Origin of the sequence: Sinimarinibacterium flocculans, from assembly GCF_003201205.1 — a bacterium.
GTDB lineage: Bacteria > Pseudomonadota > Gammaproteobacteria > Nevskiales > Nevskiaceae > Solimonas > Solimonas flocculans.
In genome coordinates, this window is the sequence record NZ_QICN01000015.1 from 41,503 (window position 1) to 59,545 (window position 18,043).

An 18,043-nucleotide genomic window follows, 5' to 3' on the forward strand; every position below is an offset into this window, starting at 1 on the left:
CATCGCACCGCAGTCAGGGTGTATATGCACGCGGGTAGAAACTTTCCCTTGGGACAATTCTGAAACGCTGCGATCATCGGCCTCGTTTGGGTAAGCGTTAAATTAAGTAGGCCGAGTTTTAGGACATTCTCCTACGCAAACCCTTCGCACTCGGTGCTATGCGCCGCCGGGCACTGAAGGCCAAAGTCGCCTTCTGCCATCACGTTCATGGGAAGCCTCGCTGACTAGGATCTTCTCGGAGCTCATTGTCGGACGTCGCTGATGATCGGCTATCGCCGGAAAGGCACCAAACCTACGATGTCGGCCGCATGCCCTTCACGATAGGAGGTTCAGCAAGGGCGCCCGCTACCAGCGGCCTGTTCATTTTGCGCACGACACCACGCAGCGTGCTAATTCCTCTTTGCGCAAAGCGGCAGAGTCCTCATATATTCGGCAATGGAGATGATCCTCTGTGCGTTTGGATCCCAGAGAAGATATTCGAGCGATGGCAGCACGTCGGACAACCGTAGTCGTCGCACGTCGCGGAACAGTGTTGCGTTCTCGGCATGACATGCCGCGAGCCGATAGCAGGGAATGCGCGCGCACAAGTGATGAACGTGGTGATAACCAATGTTTGCCGTAAACCAATTGAGCCACGCCGGTAGTACGAGGTAGCTGGTGCCGTGAATCGCTGATCGGTCGTAGTCCCAGCCCTCGTCACCAGCTGCGTAGGAATGCTCAAAGTTGTGCTGCACGGTGAAGAGCACGATACCAACTGCACCTGCCAGCGAAGTGCTAGAAAGGTACACCGAAGCGAATAGCCACGGTCCGATCCATGCGCACATTGCGCCCCAGACTGCAAACAGCGTTAGGTTGTTGAGCGTCATGTGCCGGTATTCCGCGGACGTGCTCCAATGGCGACTGCGGAAGGCGCGCACATGGTCGCGAATTGAAGCGCCAGGGTCAGATCGCTTTCGACGTACGACATGGTTCACAAGGCTGACCGTGCCGAGCAACCATGTCAGTCGCGGGTTGACCACCACGTACAGCAGGCCTGCGAGCGGCGCCATGCGCAAGCGACGGGCACGCGCATAGGACTGTTGCTGTGCCGGCGTTAGCGCGGCGTATTCGTCTACCGACAGCGTGGCCAAGGGACCGCGGTATCTTGACCAGTTGCCATTGGTCGCGTGGTGGTACTGATGATGCCGCGACCACACGTGTTGCGGCATACCTGACAGCACGCCGAACAGGAAGCCGAACCACCGGTTAAGTGCTCGGCACTTGAACAGCGAACCATGCCCGCAGTCGTGCATCAGTGCAAAGCAGCGCAGGATGAATAATCCGATCAGCAGCGTGGAAAGCACTACAAGCGCAGGAGATTGTGACCCCGCGAACGATACTATCCACCATAGTAATGCCAGCGGGACGAGCGTAACTCCGACGTGCATCATCCCCAGCCAGTCGCTGGCTCGGGCGTGGCGTGCGATAAGCGAGCGCTTGTGTCGCTTGAGATCGGCAAGCGCGCTGCTCATGGAGACATCCCGACGGGTTCGGCATGAGCGACCATCGACCCGGGCTTGCGCCTCCACACGATGTGGTATAGGCCTGGTAGCACGAGCAAGGTCAGCAACGTGGACGACACAATTCCGCCGATCACCACCGTAGCCAACGGACGCTGCACCTCCGCGCCAGTGCCGACGTTGAGCGCCATGGGCACGAAGCCCAAGCTTGCCACCAGCGCGGTCATCAGCACGGGCCGTAGACGGATGAGCGCCCCCTGCACGATGGCGTCATCAAGTGCCATTCCTTCCGCGCGCAGGGACTTGATAAAGCTCACCATCACAAGTCCGTTCAGGACTGCGACGCCTGAAAGTGCAATGAAGCCTACGCCCGCACTAATCGAGAGCGGAATGTCGCGCAGCCAAAGAGCGAGCACCCCACCGGTTAGCGCCAGCGGCACGCCGCTAAATATCACCAGTGCATCTCGCAGATTGCCGAAGGCCAGCACCAGCAGGCCCAAAATCAGTGCCAGCGTGAGCGGCACGACAATAGACAGCCGCTGGGATGCGGATTCCAGCTGCTCGAATGTGCCGCCATAATCGATCCAGTAACCGGGAGGGATCGCAACTCCTCGGACGGCCTGCTGAGCTTCGGCCACAAAGCTCCCGAGATCGCGATTTCGCACATTGGCGGTAACGGTAACGCGGCGCTTGCCGTCCTCACGACTGATCTGGTTTGGGCCGGGCGCAACTGTCAGCTTCGCAACCTCGCCCAGCGGCACTTGATTCCCCGTCGGCAAAGGCACCGGCAGGCGTTCAAGGGCGCGAATGTCATCGCGGCGACCCTCAGGCAGGCGAACAACGATGTCGTAGCGTGCATCACCCTCGTAGACCAGTCCTGTCTCCTGGCCGCCAATGGCGGTGGCGACCACATCTTGGAGGTCCGATATCGCGATGCCGTAGCGGGCCAGTGCCTCCCGGCGCGGAACAACGGACAGGACAGGAAGGCCGGTGACCTGTTCAACCTTAACGTCTGCAGCGCCTGGAATCCCGCGCACCACCTTTGAGATCTCATTGCTCGTAGAGAGCATTAGATCGAGATCATCGCCGTAGAGCTTTATGGCGAAATCCGAGCGTACGCCGGAGATCAATTCATTGAAGCGTAGCTGGATTGGTTGACTCATCTCATAGGCGTTTCCAGGGAGTTGTTCGAGCGCTTCCTGGATCTCCGCTACCAACTCGGCTTTGGGCTTGTCAGGGTTGGGCCACTCGTCCCGAGGCTTGAGCATCACGTAACCGTCCGAGATATTGGGCGGCATTGCGTCGGTTGCGACTTCAGCGGTGCCAGTACGCGCGAAAGCAGTGAGCACCTCAGGGAACTGCAGCAAGCGCGTCTCGACCTGCTGCTGGAACGCCACCGACTGGGAGAGGCCTGTTGCCGGTATGCGTAGAGCCTGCACGGCGATGTCGCCTTCGTTCAAGCTAGGCACGAACTCGCTGCCTAGGCGCGTCGCCAGCCAGCCACAGGCCAGGACCAGAACTACCGCTGCGGCTAGTAGGGCGACACGAGCGTTGAGCGCCCAGCGCAACAGCGGTTCGTAGCCCTTTCGAGCGGCCTCCATCACGCGATTGTGCTTTTCACGCACCGGGCCGCGAAACAGTAGCGCCACTCCAGCGGGAACGAAGGTCACAGACAAGAACAACGCGGCCGCAAGCGCCATCACCACTGTTTGTGCCATCGGGTGAAACATCTTTCCCTCAACCCCCTCAAGCGCAAAGATCGGCAGGTAAACCGCCATGATGATGAATACGCCGAACAGACTGGGCCTGATTACCTCCGCAGTGGACTCGAAAACGGTCTGCATGCGTTCTTTGAGATTGAGGGCACCCCGCTCCTCGCTCTCCTGCGACAGACGGCGCAAGCAGTTCTCGACGATGATCACCGCACCGTCCACGATCAAGCCGAAATCCAGTGCCCCCAGGCTCATGAGATTGGCAGACACGTGACTCTCGACCATCCCCGTAATCGTCATCAGCATGGCCAGGGGAATCACCATCGCGGTGAGCAGCGCGGCCCTGAGGTTGCCGAGTAGCAAGAACAGGATGACGATGACCAGTAGCGCGCCTTCCAGAAGATTTTTCTGAACTGTGGCGATGGCCTTGTCCACGAGTACCGTGCGATCGTAGGCGGGCACGGCCCTGATCCCCTTCGGGAGGGACTCGTTGACCCGTGAAAGACGTTCGGCGACGGCCTTGGCAACTTCTCGGCTGTTAGCACCGATCAGCATTACGGCCGTGCCCAGTACAGTCTCATGGCCATCCCGCGTTGCTGCGCCAGTTCTCAACTCCTTCCCTAAGCCCACTTCGGCCACATCGGAGACATGAATCGGCAGCCCCCCGCGAGTCGCCACCACGATGCGACCTAAGTCGGGGATACCGTCTACCTGGCCGGGGATGCGGACCAGCAGCTGCTCGCTTTTGCGTTCCAGATATCCGGCGCCGCGATTCGCGTTGTTGCGCGCAACCGCCCTGATGACGTCGGCGAACGTTAGGTCGTATGCCAGAAGCTTTTCGGGATAGGGCTGCACATGGAACTGCTTGGCATAGCCGCCGATACTGTTGACTTCGGTTACCCCCGGAACCTGCAGCAGCTGCGGACGGATCACCCAGTCCTGCAGGCTGCGTAGCGCGGTAGCGTCATAGGGCGTGCCGTCACGCTGCCGCGCATCGGCGTCGGCCTCGACGGTATATAGGAAGATCTCGCCAAGGCCAGTGGCAATCGGGCCCATTGCTGGCTCGACATCGTCCGGCAAGCTGCTTCGCACCTGTTGCAGCCGCTCATTGATCAGCTGCCGCGCGAAGTAGATGTCGGTGCCTTCTTCGAAGATCACTGTGACTTGCGACAGACCGTAACGCGACAAGGAGCGTCGGTAGTCCAAACCCGGGAGCCCAGTGATTGCCGTCTCGATTGGGTAGGTGATCCGTTGTTCAACCTCCAGCGGTGTGTAACCAGCTGCTCGCGTGTTGATCTGCACCTGAACATTGGTGATGTCGGGCACTGCATCTATGGGCAGGCGCTGATAATTGTAGATGCCCAGCGCGGCCAGCATGAGCATCAGCACCATGACGACACCGCTACGAGCGATGGAAAAACGCAGAATCGATTCAATCATGGCGATGTCCGGTGGAGTCCGTACCAGAAGACTGCAGCGTCTGATGCGCATCCTTGAGCGTGCGCACCCCACCACTGATTGCGACGAGCGCAATGAGCAGGGCGACCACCAGGTCAGGCCAATTCCGCCCCATCAGCACGACCAATCCGCCGGCGAGCAGGATGCCGAAGTTCGAGGCGAAATCATTAATGCTCATGGTCCAGGCGGCGCGCATATTCACGTCTTCGCCATGCTGCGACCGCAACAGGAAGATGCACCAAAGATTGATCGCAGCTGCGCCGACGGCTGCCGCCATCATCCATGGCCCGAGCGGCTCGGACCCGACCACGAATCGTCGTAGGGCATCCACCGTCACGCCCACGGCCAGAACCAGCAACATCACACCGGTGACGCTTGCCGCGGCCACCTTCCAGCGGTCCGAGCGAGTGACCGCGAAAAAGCTGAGGGCGTAAGCAGCAGCGTCCGACAGATTGTCGAGCGCGTTCGCAATCAGGGCGCTGGACTCGGACGCCAAGCCGGCAACGATTAGCCCTGCAAACAGGCCCGCGTTCAGGCCCGTGACCTGGAGCAGCGTGCGGCGCTGCCGATTGTCGCGCGGATCGAGAGAAGTGCCGTGCTCAGTGCCCATGTTCAGCCTCTCCCTTGCCGAGTTCGGCCTTGAGGACAAAGCTGCCCTCGACAACAACCGACTCACCAGCTTTCAGGCCTTCGAGAATCTCCGCGTTCCGACCGTCGTTGCGACCAACCCTGACTGGTCGCACTTCAAGCTCGCCGTTGTGCTCGACGAACACCGACGTACTGTCCTCGATCTGCTGCAGTGCAGCGTCGGGCACTGCGACCGAGACGGCGAACTCACCAATCGCCACATGACCCTGAACGTTGAGTCCCGGCGTCCAAATACCATCGACGTTCTCCAGAAGCACCCTCGCGGTTTGCGATTGCGTTTCTCGAGCGGACATCGGTGAGACGAAGATCACTTTTCCGAGCGCGCTTAGCGGACCCTCCGCCGAGATCTGTGCGGATTGCCCTACCTGTACCCGCCCCCGGTCGCGCGGATACAGCGCCAGGTCGACCCAAACGCTGCTAAGGTCGGCCACGACGAACATGGCCTCGCGATCTGCCTGTTCGCCGGGGTTGGTGAAGCGATTGATGACCGTGCCATCCAATGGGCTGGTAACAGCGAACGTCCGAAGACTCTCGTTGCTCTCGACCGTGGCCAGCATCGCGCCTTGGCGCACCCGATCGCCAATACTGACATCAACGCTTCGAACCATTCCCGGGAATCGGGCCGAGACGGCGCGTGTGCGCTCGGCATTGGGGACGACGGCTCCATAGAGCAGCAGCGTCTCCACCAGAGTGCTGGGTCCGGCCGGTGCGATCGTCAGTCCAGCAGCATCGCGTGCCTCGGGAGTCAACCTGAGCGTTTCGCCGTGCGCAGTTTCCTCGTCGTGCGTATCGACGTCTGACTGCTTGTCGGTCTCGTGGCGATCCCCCTCCTCATGTTTTTCGGATTCACTGTGAGGGGCGTTTTCGCCATGACTGCGTCGGTCTTCGTGTTCGTGACCTTGCTCGTCCAGATGGGGCGATCCGTTACTGCCACCGCAGGCGCCTAGCGCGAGTGCGATTAGCGCCGGGACGACGATGAGGTAACGCTTGGTTGTGTTCATGTTCATGCGACGTGTCCTTCAGCGACTTACGGCCGTAGCAGTAAGTCGCTCGATTTCGATCAGGGTGAGGTGGTACTGCATGGCAGCTTCGATCAAGTTGTCACGCACGCTGAGCAGTTCGCGCTGCGCATCAACCAGTTCCAGGTAGCTGTAACGCCCCCGCTCGTAGGCAGACTCAGTCCCTTTCAGTGCCGCTTCGGTCCGCGGCAGAGCCCGCTCTCGTAATGCACGCACCTGCTGCCCAAGGTCTTGCAGTTCGCGGTGATTGCTAAACAACTGTGTGCGGGCCTTGAGCAGGGCAGCGCTGCGATTGGCTTGTGCACCCGCCTTGAGCGCCTCCGCCTCGGCCACGGCGCCTTGGTTGCGGTTATTGACCGTCAGTGGGATGCCCACATTGAAGACGAATGCCGTGTCGTCAATCTCCGCGAGCCGCCTGATGCCCGCGCCGATCTCGATGCCCGGACGCTGGCTGGCTAGGGCGAGGGTTACCTCGGATTCGCGTAACCGGCGTTCACTCAGGTATCGCGAAAGGTCGGGCGTACGCTCAAGCGCAGCGAGCAGATCCTCATACGCGGAAAGTTCCGGCAACGCGTACAAGTCGGCGGCGGCTTCCACGAAATCAGGTTGGATCGCGCCCCACGACGCAGCCAGCTCATAGCGCGCTGCGACTAGCGCATGTTCGGCATGAGCATCAGCGATGCGCGCACGTTCTAAGGCGACCGCAGCCCGATCCCGCTCGGATTCAGGCGATATCGCTGCAGCGACACGACGCTGCACGGCTTCCGCGGTCTTCTCGGAGAGTTCGACGGCAAGGTGCGTTAGCCGGTGTTGCTCTTGCTGGCCGACCAACTTGACGAACCGCCGCGCCGTCTCCGCGAGAATGTCGAGGCGTCTGATCTGACCGTCGATCTCAAGGCCTTCACGGGTGAACTGTGCACTGGTGACTCGCTTGTCCCGCAGGCCATCAAGCTCGATCAGCTGGCTCAGACCGATCGTCATTTCAGTGGCGTCAAGACCGCGCGTTTCACCAGTGCCAAAAGCGTTCTCAACGTCTGCAGTGATAACCGGATTGGGCCGCAGGCCAGCCTGTGTGATCCGGCCATCTTGTGCCCTGAGTACGTACTCGTAGGCCGCGAGGTCGGGATTGGACTCCAGGGTACGCGCCAGCGCGTCTCGCAACTTGAGCGACGCGCCGCTGGCAACGGACGGATCACTGAAAGCCACCGCAAGCAGAACCACGGGCGCAAGGCGCCCTGCGGCGATGAGTCGAAAAAACATGGAAAAACTCCCGACTGCGTGAACGGATGCCCTGATCAGGGCATGAAGGGGTTCAGGCGAGGGAGTTCATGGGCGGGCCGCGAGGGGCCGGAGTGAAGAATGCGGGGCGCGCAGGGTGCAGGACGGGAGGGCCGCGTGGAATGCGAACACTCAGCCAGCCGGCAGACGATGTTGGGTCCAGGCGATCAGGACCGATCAGCGCAGGCGCGGTATCGCCATCGGGGTCGAGGTATTGCCCAGGGAAGCCGACTGACGTGAGTTCGACTTCCAGGTGATCCGGATGATCATTGGCGTGTTCTTCGCCGAACAACAACCCGGCGTCAGCGTAGTGTGTGGACTCGTGAACGTGGCCAAGGCTCTCGATGCCCGCACAAACATGCAGATGCAAGCCGAGCAGCCTCGTTACAACGAGACCCGCGACCAGTGACCAGATGGCAAGAGAGCGAAACATCGAACGCTAGACTACCACGACCCTCGACAGGTTCCCGTTGCGTTGACGATCGCCGAGATCGACCCGCGGCCGCGAGTGCTGCTGATATCGATTGCCCAGCGCCGACCCTTCGGCACACCGCAGGTCACGCGACGTTCTCCCACTGCGGTGAGAACCGCTGAATCGAGATGCTGCCCATGATCTGCACAACGATCAGTGCCCCGTGCAGCGTCATCAGCAGGACAGGCGCCAAGACGCCTTGAGGGGGAATCATCAGTACAGCCGAAGTCGAAACCTCGACCAAGCTGATATGGCGCTTTGCCAGACGATGATGCAACAAGTGCAGCGTTTGCACCGAGATTAAGGCGATCCAGGTCAATTCAGGTGTGAGCATGTCGAACTCCGGTCGTCGCCAGCTCACGGCGAGCTTGGGCGACCACTTGCTGGGCTGCCGAGATTGCCAAAGCACCCATGATCCCGGCCACGACTAGATCAGGCCATGCGGTGCCGGTGCCGAATACGCCGATGGCTGCAAGAACGATGGCGACATTGCCGATCGCATCGTTGCGCGAGCACAGCCACACCGAGCGCATGTTGGCGTCGCCATCTCGAAAGGCGTAGAGCAGCACCGCTACGGCGAGGTTCGACGTCAGTGCCAATACACCGACAACACCCATGGTCACCGCGTCCGGGGACACCCCTTGCAGCGCGTTCCAGCCCGCCTGTCCCAAGACATACAGGCCATAGCCACCCATGACCAGGCCCTTGGTCAAGGCTGCACGTGCTCGTGCGGTCAGCCCCATCGACAGGACGAACAACGAGACGGCGTAGTTGGCCGCATCGCCAAAGAAATCGACTGCGTCAGCGAGCAGTGCCGCCGATGCGGCATTCCAACCGGCAGCGATCTCCACCGCAAACATCGCCAGATTCACGACCAGGGCCACCCAGAGCACGCGGCGGTACGCAGGAGGCGGGGGCTGGCGAGAGCTGCATGGGCCGGAGGAACAAGCGTCAGACATGGGGTGCTTGGAATGGAGCGGTGGCGGTATTGCACACCCTGTAGTAACTTCAGGGTCAAGGAGGTGGGTGTGCATGCCCGAGACCTATCGCATCGGCGAGTTGGCGCGCGAACTGTCCGTGCCGGTGGAGACCATCCGCTACTACGAGAAAGCGGGTTTGCTCGCGCGTCCGGCCCGCAGCTATGGCAACTATCGCCTCTACAATGAGAGTCAGCGCCAGCAGCTTGCGTTTGTGCTGCATTGCCGCGCGCTGGACATGACGCAGGCCGAAATCCGTCAACTGCTGGATCTGCAGAGCAGGCCAGAGCAAGGCTGCGAAGAGGTCAACCACGTGCTCGATGCGCATATTGATCACGTCCTGGTCCGCATTCGAACCCTGCATGCGCTGGAAGCCGAGCTTCGGAAAATCCGGGCCTCCTGCCATGCCGGGGGCACCACAAAGGACTGTGCGATCTTGCAGGAACTAAGCGGCACGCGGGCACGTGCATCGCGAATAGAATCGGCCGCGACCCCTCGCGACCGACAGCGTCGTAGCGTAGCAAGTACCCGAGACGGACTTGGTCGGTCGCGATGTCAACGCTGATATGTCGCTTGCCGCTCGATATCCAATGAAGACCAATTTCGAGTCGCGATACGAAGTTGACTCGCGTCAGCGCATCGACTTGCGCGGGAATGAAGACGTGGGCCCTCTAGCCGAACGTGGCTTGCATGAGCTCCCTGAACGCGACGAGATCGCTTCCCTCCGGGACACCGCCCCAGATCTGCCAGTGAATCAGGTCGTCAAAGACCGCAAGGGCATCGTCGCTTAGCTTCCAGCCGCAGGTCTTGTACGCGTGATAATGACGACCAATCGGCTGGATCTGGTCAAGCCTGAGAATCGAGGTCTGCGGCCCACCTTCGAGCGGCAGCTGATCCCACATGAACTGTGGGTACTCGCAATGCCGAATCCGATCGATGAAGCCGTCGTTGAAGCCGGCGCGCGAACCGTCCTTGTCGGCACCGTAGAACGGCGCCACGAGCATTGTTGGGGCGGTCGTCGCGTTCGGCATGCCCTTGGTGAGCCCGCGATCCACGGTTGGACATTCATCGGAGATGACGATGCACGGGCGGCGCTTGGCGCGGTACGCGGCCCATACCTCGCCAGGCTTGAGCGGAAGTGCTGCGACCGGCAACGCCGTCACGGGCTTTAACGGTTCGCCTACTTTCAGGGGGGAAACCTTGACGGTCGCGCTGCCGTGCTCGGTAGGCACCGTTCGGCCAACAGGTTCGAATTGGTAGGGCACCTGATCCGTATGTGCAACGAAGCAATACAGCAAGGCCCCTCGGCACAGCGTATGGCCCTCATCCGGGACCCACCAGCGCGAAGGGTCCTGGATGATGGCCTGGACGCAGTCGTCAGGATAAGTCCGAACCCTTGCGGGTCGATGATGTCCAGACGTCATCGGAGAACTCGGCCACCAGATTGCCTTCAGGAAGTGCTGGCCCCGCCAGACTTTCCAGCCACGCCACACCCTGTTCAAACACCTCGTCGTATCGGGGTTGATCGAGCTTCACGAGCTTCTGGCGACCCGCCGAGCGGGTGCTCGACTGCTCGCGGATCGTCTTGAGCCGTTCCCGTAGCTTCTTCTGTTTGTTCGCTGAAAGCGTCGACGCGGTATCGGCGACGTCGGCATTTTTAATTGGGCGCGCGCGCGCCTCCAGGGCGAAATCCAGCCTCTGACCCGGCGCGGCATCCAGCATGGGCGCGGTCCGGTAGACAAAGTCGAGCAATGCCGGCGTGTCTTTGCCGAAGCGATGGACGAGAGGGCGCAGTTCCCGTCGGATGCAGGACGGCAATGAGTTCTCCTTGGCTTCGAGAAGTCGGTCATCCGACTTCCACCACCGAAACCAGTCCTGACGGTCGCCATAGTCGCTGGCCATGACCTTCTCGTCGGCCTGCACCATTCGCACGGCAGGTGCGATGCGTGCGTGTACGTCCTGCGCCCACGGTCCGAACTTGTAGAAAGTCCAGTTCGCCCCGGTGAATGTCCGACCCTCCTCGTAGCGTGCGTGGATTAGGTCCGCGAGATAGCAGTACTTGAGCAGGTGGATGGGGCCCAGCTGCCGATCAAAAAAATCATCCTCCTGCCCGGCAAGCAGCAGGGCGTACTGGAGGATCAGATCCGCTTTGGCGGCATCAACGGACATACGGGGGCGCGCTGCGGGCGCTGGCGAAGACGGCGCGCATTATTGCGATGTCCGCGGAAGACGCAAGTCGTGTGCGCTCACTCTGGCTCGTCTCCGACGTCTTGGTCCGCGACCGTGTTGCTCGATGCATCGTATCGCGATGAGCCGCTGCGGCGGCGCCCGTGAACCAGCAGATTCGCCACCTTTCGTCCGACCATCGAGCCCGAGTCTGAGTATCGTACGACGCTCTTCACAGTCCGATGCCCCGTCATCGCCATGGTATCGGACAAGGGCACGGCGTTCATGCCTGCCTCTGTCGCGAAGCCGCGCCGCAGGCTGTGGCCGGCAAAATCGCCATTGAGTCCCGCCAGCGACGCGCGTGACTTGACGATCTGGCCGACCGAATGCGGCGTCAGCCCGCCACCGAGCGACGCGCCACCGCGATAAAGACGACGAAAGATCGGACCGCTCCGAATCTGGGCGCGATCGAGCCACGCACGCATCGCGACCGCCGCCTCGTCGACCACCGGCTTGGGCCCGACGTCGCCGGTCTTGGACCGGCGCATCCTGAACACGGCGCTCCGATCATTGAGCCATTCGAGATCCTCGACGAGGGCCGCCGCGATCTCCGAGCGGCGGCGGCCCCCGCTGGCCCACCCGAACAGAAGCAGTGCTCGGTCCCGCAGGCCCTCCAGTGAATCATCGCAGGTGTCCAGCATCGCATCGAGGGCTTCCTGCGTGGCCGCCGCCTTGGGCTTGGGAGCCTGGCCAAGCTCGAGCGCCAGCTTGCGACAGTCGGTGAGCAATCGCCGTACCGATGCGTCCTCGGTCGGGCTGATCAACTGCTTTTCGTGGTGCGCCCAGGACAGGATTGCAAGACGGTGGTCGATCGTCGACATCTTCAACGAACCCAAGCGCGCCTTGAATCGCCCGTCGACGAGAGCCTGGTCGACGGCGGGTGGCATCACCGTTTCGAGTGAGAGCCTGCCGGCCGTATCCCGCTGCGGCAGGCCGAAGTGGTCGAGCACGAACTGGACGACGATGGCGGACGGTGTGGGCACCGGGAGGGGCTCTCCGAACCGGGCCTGCGCCCAAGCGCAAACGTAGCGCAGCGCCCGGGCGTAGGTCTCCCAGGTGCTGCTGGGTGTCGCCGCAAGCCGAAATGCCCGCAGCGCCGCTTGGGTACCGGCTTCGAGGCTGGCACGATCGCTGACGACAACCGCTTCAGGCAACAGCGCGCTCGCGGATCGGGCCGCTGCGAGCAGTGCGTCGCCGGTGATGGAATCATCTTCTATCATACGTAATACGTTATATTCATGACGAGTCAGAAAAATAAGTTTCGATAAATATCCATTATCGAAACTTATCGGAGTTTTCGACGTTTTGAAAGTTGGGAGACCGTCATGCGTCCTGGCGTCACTTTGGAAGATGTCACCCGAGCGGCCGATTTGCTGCTCGAAAAAGGCGATCGGCCGACCATCGAGGGAGTGCGCGGCGTGCTTGGCACCGGGTCGCCAGCCACCGTCAACGCCCATCTCAAGGCTTATTACCAAGCACTGCCGGCGCGCCTGAACCTGCCGGCGCCGATCGCGACGGCGGCCGCTCAGCTCTACCAGAGCATCCGGGATGCCGCACAGGTCGAGGTCGACCAGATCGAGGGTGAGCGTCGCGCTGCCCTGGACGCCGATCGCGCAGCGCTTGAGGGCGAGCGCCGCACTTACGAATCCGAGAAAAACCAGTTGCAGGCGCAGGCCACCGCACTAGCCGCGGACTTGGCTGTAGCGCGCGATCAGGTTTCGGCCAGTCAGCGCCAGTTGGCCGCGCTTCAGGTGCAGATTGCGGACGCCTTGCGCGCCGTCAGCGCCGCCGAGGCCCGTGCGCAGGCGGCGATTGAAGAGCGCGACCGCGCGGCGCGCAAGCATCAGGAGGAGATTGAGCAGTTGCGCGCCCGCGCCGACGGCAACGAGCGACACCTGCTGGGCCAGATCGACGAGCAACGGACCCAGAACCGCCGCCTGATCTCCGAGCGTGAAAAGGAGCAGGCGGCAAGCGCCAAGCGGATTGCCGATCTGGACGCGGCGATCGCGCAGTTCTCAAAGGACCTCGCGGAGCAGCGCAAGGACGCAATCCGCCTGTCGGCCGAGCTGTCGCGAGAACAGCGCGCGCGATCGGTCGCAGAAGCTTCGTTGGGTTCCGCTGCGGACGCGCACGAGCGCGAGCTGGCGTCGCTTCAGACCCAGCGCGACCAACTCCGAGCCGACCGCGATCATGAGCGAGCACGAGCCGATCGACTGGCGCACGAGCGCGACGCCGCTGCCGGCGACGCCGCCGGGCTGCGGGGGAGGCTCGAAGGACTCGAAGCGCAACTGGACCGCCTCGTTCCGACGGCCGCCCGCAGTAAGTCAGGGCGTCCCAAGGCCGATTCCTGAAGGACGCTGCGAGCCGCCGAGAACGAGCGATAAGGTCAAGGTATGGCTGATTGATATGCTGGTCCATGACTGGCAGAAACTCAGAGCAGACGGCAGCACATCGGCAATGCGATAGGATTTGAAGTAAATCAATAAGGTATAGATGTGTTTGGCGTTTCAGGAGAGCTTCCGTGGACGACTTTTTTCGTTTTATCGAGATTTTGTGGATAAGTCGAATCTACGAGCAACGGCATGCGGCAGTCGCACACATTTCTGCTTAAAAACAGAAGCTTAGAGACCTCTTTGGCGTCTCAGAAGAGCTTCCGTGGGATTAGGCCTGGTTGGCGTTGACGGCAAGTTGCTTGGAGCGGTCCCGCGTGAGCTGATCGATGGCCTGCCCGATCGCATCGTCTCGGACATCCGCCGGCAGATCAGGATTGAGCCTCGACAGCGCGGCGCGAAGCCGGCGCGTGAGCACCACCTGATGCTCGCTCTCTCGCCCTTCCGAGCCGTGTTCGCCGAAGGTTTCGGTGTAGAGGTTCGCGTGCGTCCAGCCCAGCGACTCAAGGCATGCAATGGCCGGCTGCTCGACCAGCATCAGCTCGCCATAGCTGGCGGACATTTCCCTGATGCCGAGCGTGGGGCTCATGCGGTCATTTCTCGCAGGCGGGCCAGAACAATGTCCGTGCGCTGACCGTCGGCAATCAAGCCCGGCAAGACGTTTTCAAAGTCCGGCTGACGCAGCAGCGTCGTCAACTCAGCAGCCACGAACAGGCGCAGTTCCGCCGATACCTGTCGCAGCTCCTGTGGTAGCGCGGGGCGGCCATCCACAACGATCAGGATGTCTTCCAGGTCATGACTGTAGAGGTCGCGTTTACCGCGCGTGATGAAAGCCTCCAGCTTGGTCGCCACGAACACCGGCGCGGAAATCAGGCGGATATTCAGCCGCTCGGCGAGTCTCTCGGTAGAGGCCGTACGCACCGCCTCGGGGTACCAGCGGTTCGCAAAGCCCAGCACCTGCGGATCGGTAGGCATCAGATCGAAGGTGATGCGGCTGTCGCGATGCTTCCAACGGCAGATCACGCCGCTCTCGGCATCGCGTACGAATCCCCGCTTCGGCAGTTCCGCCTCAATGGCATAGAAACGACTCAACGTCGCGGCCTCGGCCACCGCATCCACATCGTCGGTGGGGCGTATGCCCGTGGCCTGCACATCGGTCAGGAGCAGCCCGGCCGCGCAGCCGCCGACGAACACCAGCTCGTCGCAGAGAGTGCCCAAGGCCTCGGCAATCAGAGTGAGCGTCGGCAAGTTGGGATCGTCAGGACGCATCGGTCAGGCCCAGTAGCCGCTTCAAGTGCTGGGCTGCCAGGGCTCGCTCGCGGGCGCGCCCCATGCGCAGCGCATCTTGCAGGGCCAACAGCTCGTGCATGGCAGGGTCTGCAAGGGCCACATCAGGCACGGTGCGGCATAGCGGCGACAGGCTCGGGCCACGTACCGTGCCTTCGGCATGGGGCCAGACCGGAGCCTCCCCGGGGGAGCTGCGAATCTCTCCTGCCAGCGGTGCGGCACCAAAGGCGGTTGCCACACCGCGGCGTGGCGCGCCGATCACGGCAGGAAAGGCGTAGCGCACGCCGTGCACGGCAAACTCCAGCAACGCCGTGCGCACCGTTTGCCACTGACCGCGCCCTTTTTCCACGGCCAGCCCTGCGGCGATGCAGCGCTTCACGCTGCGATGCACCTGCGAGGCGCTCATCTGCAAAGCCTCGCCCAGGGTCGCGTAAGTCCAGGCGCGGTCGGCATGAGCGACCTGCTTGAACAGCACCAACACGTCCTGTGGCTTCAGTTCCACCGTTTATTCCATATTCTGGAATATGGAATATCAACCAGATCGACAGCGATGGCAAGCCCGCAGGCTCAGCGCGGCGTCACGCCGCAAGCTCGGACTCGGGCATCGCCGACACGTCCAGTTCGCCGGAGATGAGCTTGGGGAGCAGGAGGTCGCGGGTGGTGCGGAGGTTGGCGTTTTTCTTGGCCAGCAGTCTGGCCAAGCTGAGCAGCATCCCGCACTGAGTCTCGAAGCCGACGAGCAACTCCTTTGTCGGGAGCAGTAGCGGGAGCGCGTATGCCTGATTGCGATTCAGTCCAGGCACTGCCGCGTCGTTGTTGAGAAAATTCTGCCGCTGAAGATTGAAGAAAGTGAAGTGCAAAGGTAGCGCCGTCTTGACGTAGTACACGGTGTCGATCGGATAGAACGCAACATCCGACCAATGAACGCTTCCGACGTTGCCCTTCCTGCCGACGATGATTCCAGGACCATCTACCAAGCTCGTGTCGTGACGGGTGCGATCTGCCGGTCGAGCTCCTCAATGCGATCATGGAGTTCGTCCATGTGATGGAGCTGCAGGTCGATCAGTTGCCGAAACGTGCCCGGCAGTTCCTGGTCGATCATGGCCATGCGCAGGCGCGGCACGTTCTCGATTCCCCTGGGTGCCACGATCCCGAACTCGGCGAGCAGGCCGCGAATCTGGCTCGCCATCGCCGTGCGAGCGCGCACGAAGCCCTGTCTCGCTCGATGTATCGACAAGATGGCCTGCTGCTCTGTCGTCTTCACAGGGACGAAACGCATGCCAGGACGCCGCACCGCCTCGCAGATCGCCTCCTCGTCGGCAGCGTCGGTCTTATTGCGCTTCACGAATGGCTTCACGTACTGCGGTGCGATCAGGCGAACCTCGTGGCCCAGCTCGCGCAGCTTGCGCGCCCAGTGGTGCGCGCTTCCGCACGCCTCCATCCCGATCACGCATGCGGGCAGTTGCGCGAAGAACTCAGCCACCTGCCCTCGTCGAAGCGTCTTTCGCAACACCGCACGGCCGTCCTCATCGGCACCGTGCACCTGAAAAACCGTCTTTGCCAGATCCAGCCCGACCGCTGTAACTTTCTTCATGGACGCCCCTCCTTCGTAGGGAGACAACACATACCTCCCACTCTGGCACTTCGATGCCGCTAGAAGGAGGGCGCGTCCATTCCATTGATAAGGGAACATTTTCGTAACGGTTCGGAAAAGCCTCACAGGTTTCAGATCCGCTGTCGCTGCTGCATCATGTCCGAGCACACGTACGGAATGCCCGAGTTGGGCGTGAGGACAACATCCTCTTCCAGCGCATTCTCGATTCGTGCGCACCCTATGTGCACGTCGATGCCTGATTGCTTTATCAAGGGCCGCCAATATGGTTCCGAAGGCGAATGAGTTCACCGGGATCGCTAATGACTGAGAGCCTTTTCGCTTTGCGACATGATCGCGTGCTGCTAGAGCCGATCATCAGAATGTCCGGCGACACTCTCAGCTGACGCGATGGCGGTGCTCGCTTGCGCCGCCCATCGCTGGGGTTACCTTGTTAGCGGCGGAAAAAGTGACGTTTTCTTTTTCTTTTAAAAACAGCGACATACGCCGATAAAAGACAAAATCGTCAGTAATAACAATAAGTTATGGTATGGGTCGGCAAGGGGCATTTAGATTGTCTCGGTCTGGGAAGGCCGCTTGCCGAAGAGACATAAGTGACGTTTAATATTCTCTTTTAGAACAATAGCTTGCAGATCGCGCATTCACGAAAGATTAGAAATAACAATAACTTATGGTGCCCCCCACATCTGCGGACCTCTTCGCCGTTGACGCGGCACCTCGCGGCCACTGACCTTTCCTGTCTGCCTTCGGAGCCAAGCCCGAGAACAAGCTGGACTGTCTCGCACGGCGCTCAGAATGAGCCGGACGGAGACGACGAGTTCGGTGCGTGACTTGACCGCCGTTGAGCCGTTCGAGTGGCTAATGTCACGCAACGCCTCGCAGGGAAGGTCGCGGCCGCCGGCGCGTCGGTTCCAAACTGGTCATGAGCGCCGCGAGCTTCGGCACGCTGCTGCGGCGGATCTGATCGGTTACGTTGCGCTGCGGCCAGCTCGCTAGCCGGCGGTCGTTCTGTGCAGGCAGGGCGACGATGAAGGTGGTCACGAATTCACGTGAGCACTTGCGTTGTCACTGATTTCAGAGGCGCTTGTAAAGGCCAAGAAGGCAGCTGCGAAGAAGGCGCCGGTCAAGAAGGCGGTGAAGAAGGCAGCCCCGAAGAAAGCTGCGAAGAAGTCCGTAAGGAAGACCAAGCGCAAGGCCAGCCCTGCGCTGATGAAACCGATGACGCCCAGCGCGACGTTGGCCGCGGTGGTCGGCAGCAAGCCGATTCCGCGTGGCCAGATCACGAAGAACCTGTGGGCGTATATCAAGAAGAACGGCCTCCAGGACAAGACCAACAGGCGCCAGATCAACGCCGACGACAAGCTGAAGGCTGGAGTTGACCCGCTCTCACGGACAGGTGGTCGCTTGATTCTCAAGCGATGGATTCAGTCTCCGCTGTGCGGAGCTTGGCGGCTGTCGATGGTGG

At 61.4% G+C, this 18,043-nt stretch carries 19 protein-coding genes and 1 pseudogene; 4 read left to right on the forward strand and 16 right to left on the reverse strand.

From position 1 onward, the window contains the following. Positions 1 to 389: 389 nt before the first annotated feature. The 5 genes from C8D93_RS19270 to C8D93_RS19290 are packed head-to-tail and all read right to left on the reverse strand — an operon-like array spanning position 390 to position 7,596. Positions 390 to 1,511 (reverse strand): fatty acid desaturase, encoded by a 1,122-nt coding sequence (locus tag C8D93_RS19270; RefSeq protein WP_110266870.1) that lies wholly within the window; start codon positions 1,509 to 1,511, stop codon positions 390 to 392. Then, positions 1,508 to 4,651, reverse strand: coding sequence for an efflux RND transporter permease subunit (locus C8D93_RS19275; RefSeq protein WP_110266871.1), 3,144 nt, complete (start codon positions 4,649 to 4,651; stop codon positions 1,508 to 1,510). The genes C8D93_RS19270 and C8D93_RS19275 overlap by 4 nt, the downstream gene beginning before the upstream one ends. Then, positions 4,644 to 5,279, reverse strand: a complete 636-nt coding sequence (locus C8D93_RS19280; protein WP_110266872.1) for a cation diffusion facilitator family transporter — start codon at positions 5,277 to 5,279, stop codon at positions 4,644 to 4,646. Before C8D93_RS19280 ends, C8D93_RS19275 begins: the two co-directional genes overlap by 8 nt. Beyond that, positions 5,269 to 6,324 (reverse strand): efflux RND transporter periplasmic adaptor subunit, encoded by a 1,056-nt coding sequence (locus C8D93_RS19285; RefSeq protein WP_245904013.1) that lies wholly within the window; start codon positions 6,322 to 6,324, stop codon positions 5,269 to 5,271. The genes C8D93_RS19280 and C8D93_RS19285 overlap by 11 nt, the downstream gene beginning before the upstream one ends. A gap of 12 nt (positions 6,325 to 6,336) precedes the next feature. Next, on the reverse strand, positions 6,337 to 7,596 hold the full coding sequence (locus C8D93_RS19290) for a TolC family protein (RefSeq protein ID WP_110266873.1): 1,260 nt from the start codon (positions 7,594 to 7,596) through the stop codon (positions 6,337 to 6,339). A 280-nt stretch (positions 7,597 to 7,876) separates the two neighbouring features. Here C8D93_RS19290 and C8D93_RS20830 point away from each other — a divergent pair, with 280 nt between their 5' ends. Continuing rightward, positions 7,877 to 8,023: a hypothetical protein gene (locus C8D93_RS20830; protein ID WP_170124131.1), complete on the forward strand. Its 147-nt coding sequence runs from the start codon at positions 7,877 to 7,879 to the stop codon at positions 8,021 to 8,023. A gap of 148 nt (positions 8,024 to 8,171) precedes the next feature. Here C8D93_RS20830 and C8D93_RS19300 read toward each other — a convergent pair whose 3' ends face one another. Continuing rightward, the gene (locus C8D93_RS19300) at positions 8,172 to 8,420 is read right to left on the reverse strand and encodes a hypothetical protein (protein WP_110266875.1); all 249 of its coding nucleotides are present in this window, start codon (positions 8,418 to 8,420) and stop codon (positions 8,172 to 8,174) included. After that, positions 8,407 to 9,045 carry a cation efflux transmembrane domain-containing protein gene (locus tag C8D93_RS19305; protein ID WP_110266876.1) on the reverse strand — a complete coding sequence of 213 codons (639 nt, stop codon included), beginning with the start codon at positions 9,043 to 9,045 and terminating at the stop codon, positions 8,407 to 8,409. Before C8D93_RS19305 ends, C8D93_RS19300 begins: the two co-directional genes overlap by 14 nt. Positions 9,046 to 9,118: 73 nt before the next feature. Between C8D93_RS19305 and cadR the strand changes: the two genes are divergently transcribed. After that, complete coding sequence (gene cadR / locus C8D93_RS19310) at positions 9,119 to 9,628, forward strand: Cd(II)/Pb(II)-responsive transcriptional regulator (RefSeq protein WP_110266877.1); 510 nt, start codon at positions 9,119 to 9,121, stop codon at positions 9,626 to 9,628. Positions 9,629 to 9,734: 106 nt separating this feature from the next. On the opposite strand, the gene C8D93_RS19315 is transcribed toward cadR, so the two are convergent. The 3 genes from C8D93_RS19315 to C8D93_RS19325 form a co-directional block, all read right to left on the reverse strand. After that, positions 9,735 to 10,328: a hypothetical protein gene (locus C8D93_RS19315; RefSeq protein WP_211307431.1), complete on the reverse strand. Its 594-nt coding sequence runs from the start codon at positions 10,326 to 10,328 to the stop codon at positions 9,735 to 9,737. A gap of 112 nt (positions 10,329 to 10,440) precedes the next feature. Then, a complete protein-coding gene (locus C8D93_RS19320; RefSeq protein WP_110266879.1) occupies positions 10,441 to 11,232 on the reverse strand; it encodes a Panacea domain-containing protein in 792 nt (263 codons plus the stop codon). 77 nt (positions 11,233 to 11,309) lie between these two features. Next, a complete protein-coding gene (locus tag C8D93_RS19325; protein WP_170124132.1) occupies positions 11,310 to 12,509 on the reverse strand; it encodes a site-specific integrase in 1,200 nt (399 codons plus the stop codon). 105 nt (positions 12,510 to 12,614) lie between these two features. Between C8D93_RS19325 and C8D93_RS19330 the strand changes: the two genes are divergently transcribed. Further along, the gene (locus C8D93_RS19330) at positions 12,615 to 13,640 is read left to right on the forward strand and encodes a DNA-binding protein (protein WP_110266894.1); all 1,026 of its coding nucleotides are present in this window, start codon (positions 12,615 to 12,617) and stop codon (positions 13,638 to 13,640) included. A 310-nt stretch (positions 13,641 to 13,950) separates the two neighbouring features. On the opposite strand, the gene C8D93_RS19335 is transcribed toward C8D93_RS19330, so the two are convergent. From C8D93_RS19335 to C8D93_RS20835, 6 genes and pseudogenes are all read right to left on the reverse strand, one after another. Beyond that, positions 13,951 to 14,268, reverse strand: a complete 318-nt coding sequence (locus tag C8D93_RS19335; RefSeq protein WP_146216676.1) for a type I restriction endonuclease — start codon at positions 14,266 to 14,268, stop codon at positions 13,951 to 13,953. Further along, on the reverse strand, positions 14,265 to 14,948 hold the full coding sequence (locus C8D93_RS19340; RefSeq protein ID WP_110266882.1) for a hypothetical protein: 684 nt from the start codon (positions 14,946 to 14,948) through the stop codon (positions 14,265 to 14,267). Before C8D93_RS19340 ends, C8D93_RS19335 begins: the two co-directional genes overlap by 4 nt. Next, complete coding sequence (locus tag C8D93_RS19345; protein WP_110266883.1) at positions 14,938 to 15,468, reverse strand: winged helix DNA-binding protein; 531 nt, start codon at positions 15,466 to 15,468, stop codon at positions 14,938 to 14,940. Before C8D93_RS19345 ends, C8D93_RS19340 begins: the two co-directional genes overlap by 11 nt. A gap of 76 nt (positions 15,469 to 15,544) precedes the next feature. Next, the gene (locus C8D93_RS19350) at positions 15,545 to 15,853 is read right to left on the reverse strand and encodes a restriction endonuclease subunit S domain-containing protein (RefSeq protein WP_211307433.1); all 309 of its coding nucleotides are present in this window, start codon (positions 15,851 to 15,853) and stop codon (positions 15,545 to 15,547) included. Positions 15,854 to 15,963: 110 nt separating this feature from the next. Then, positions 15,964 to 16,560: pseudogene (locus tag C8D93_RS19355) on the reverse strand (IS110 family RNA-guided transposase); the annotation flags it as partial. 882 nt (positions 16,561 to 17,442) lie between these two features. Beyond that, complete coding sequence (locus C8D93_RS20835; RefSeq protein WP_170124134.1) at positions 17,443 to 17,619, reverse strand: hypothetical protein; 177 nt, start codon at positions 17,617 to 17,619, stop codon at positions 17,443 to 17,445. A gap of 21 nt (positions 17,620 to 17,640) precedes the next feature. Here C8D93_RS20835 and C8D93_RS21195 point away from each other — a divergent pair. Beyond that, the coding region (locus C8D93_RS21195; protein WP_245904017.1) for an SWIB/MDM2 domain-containing protein at positions 17,641 to 18,043 on the forward strand (403 nt) is incomplete at its 3' end.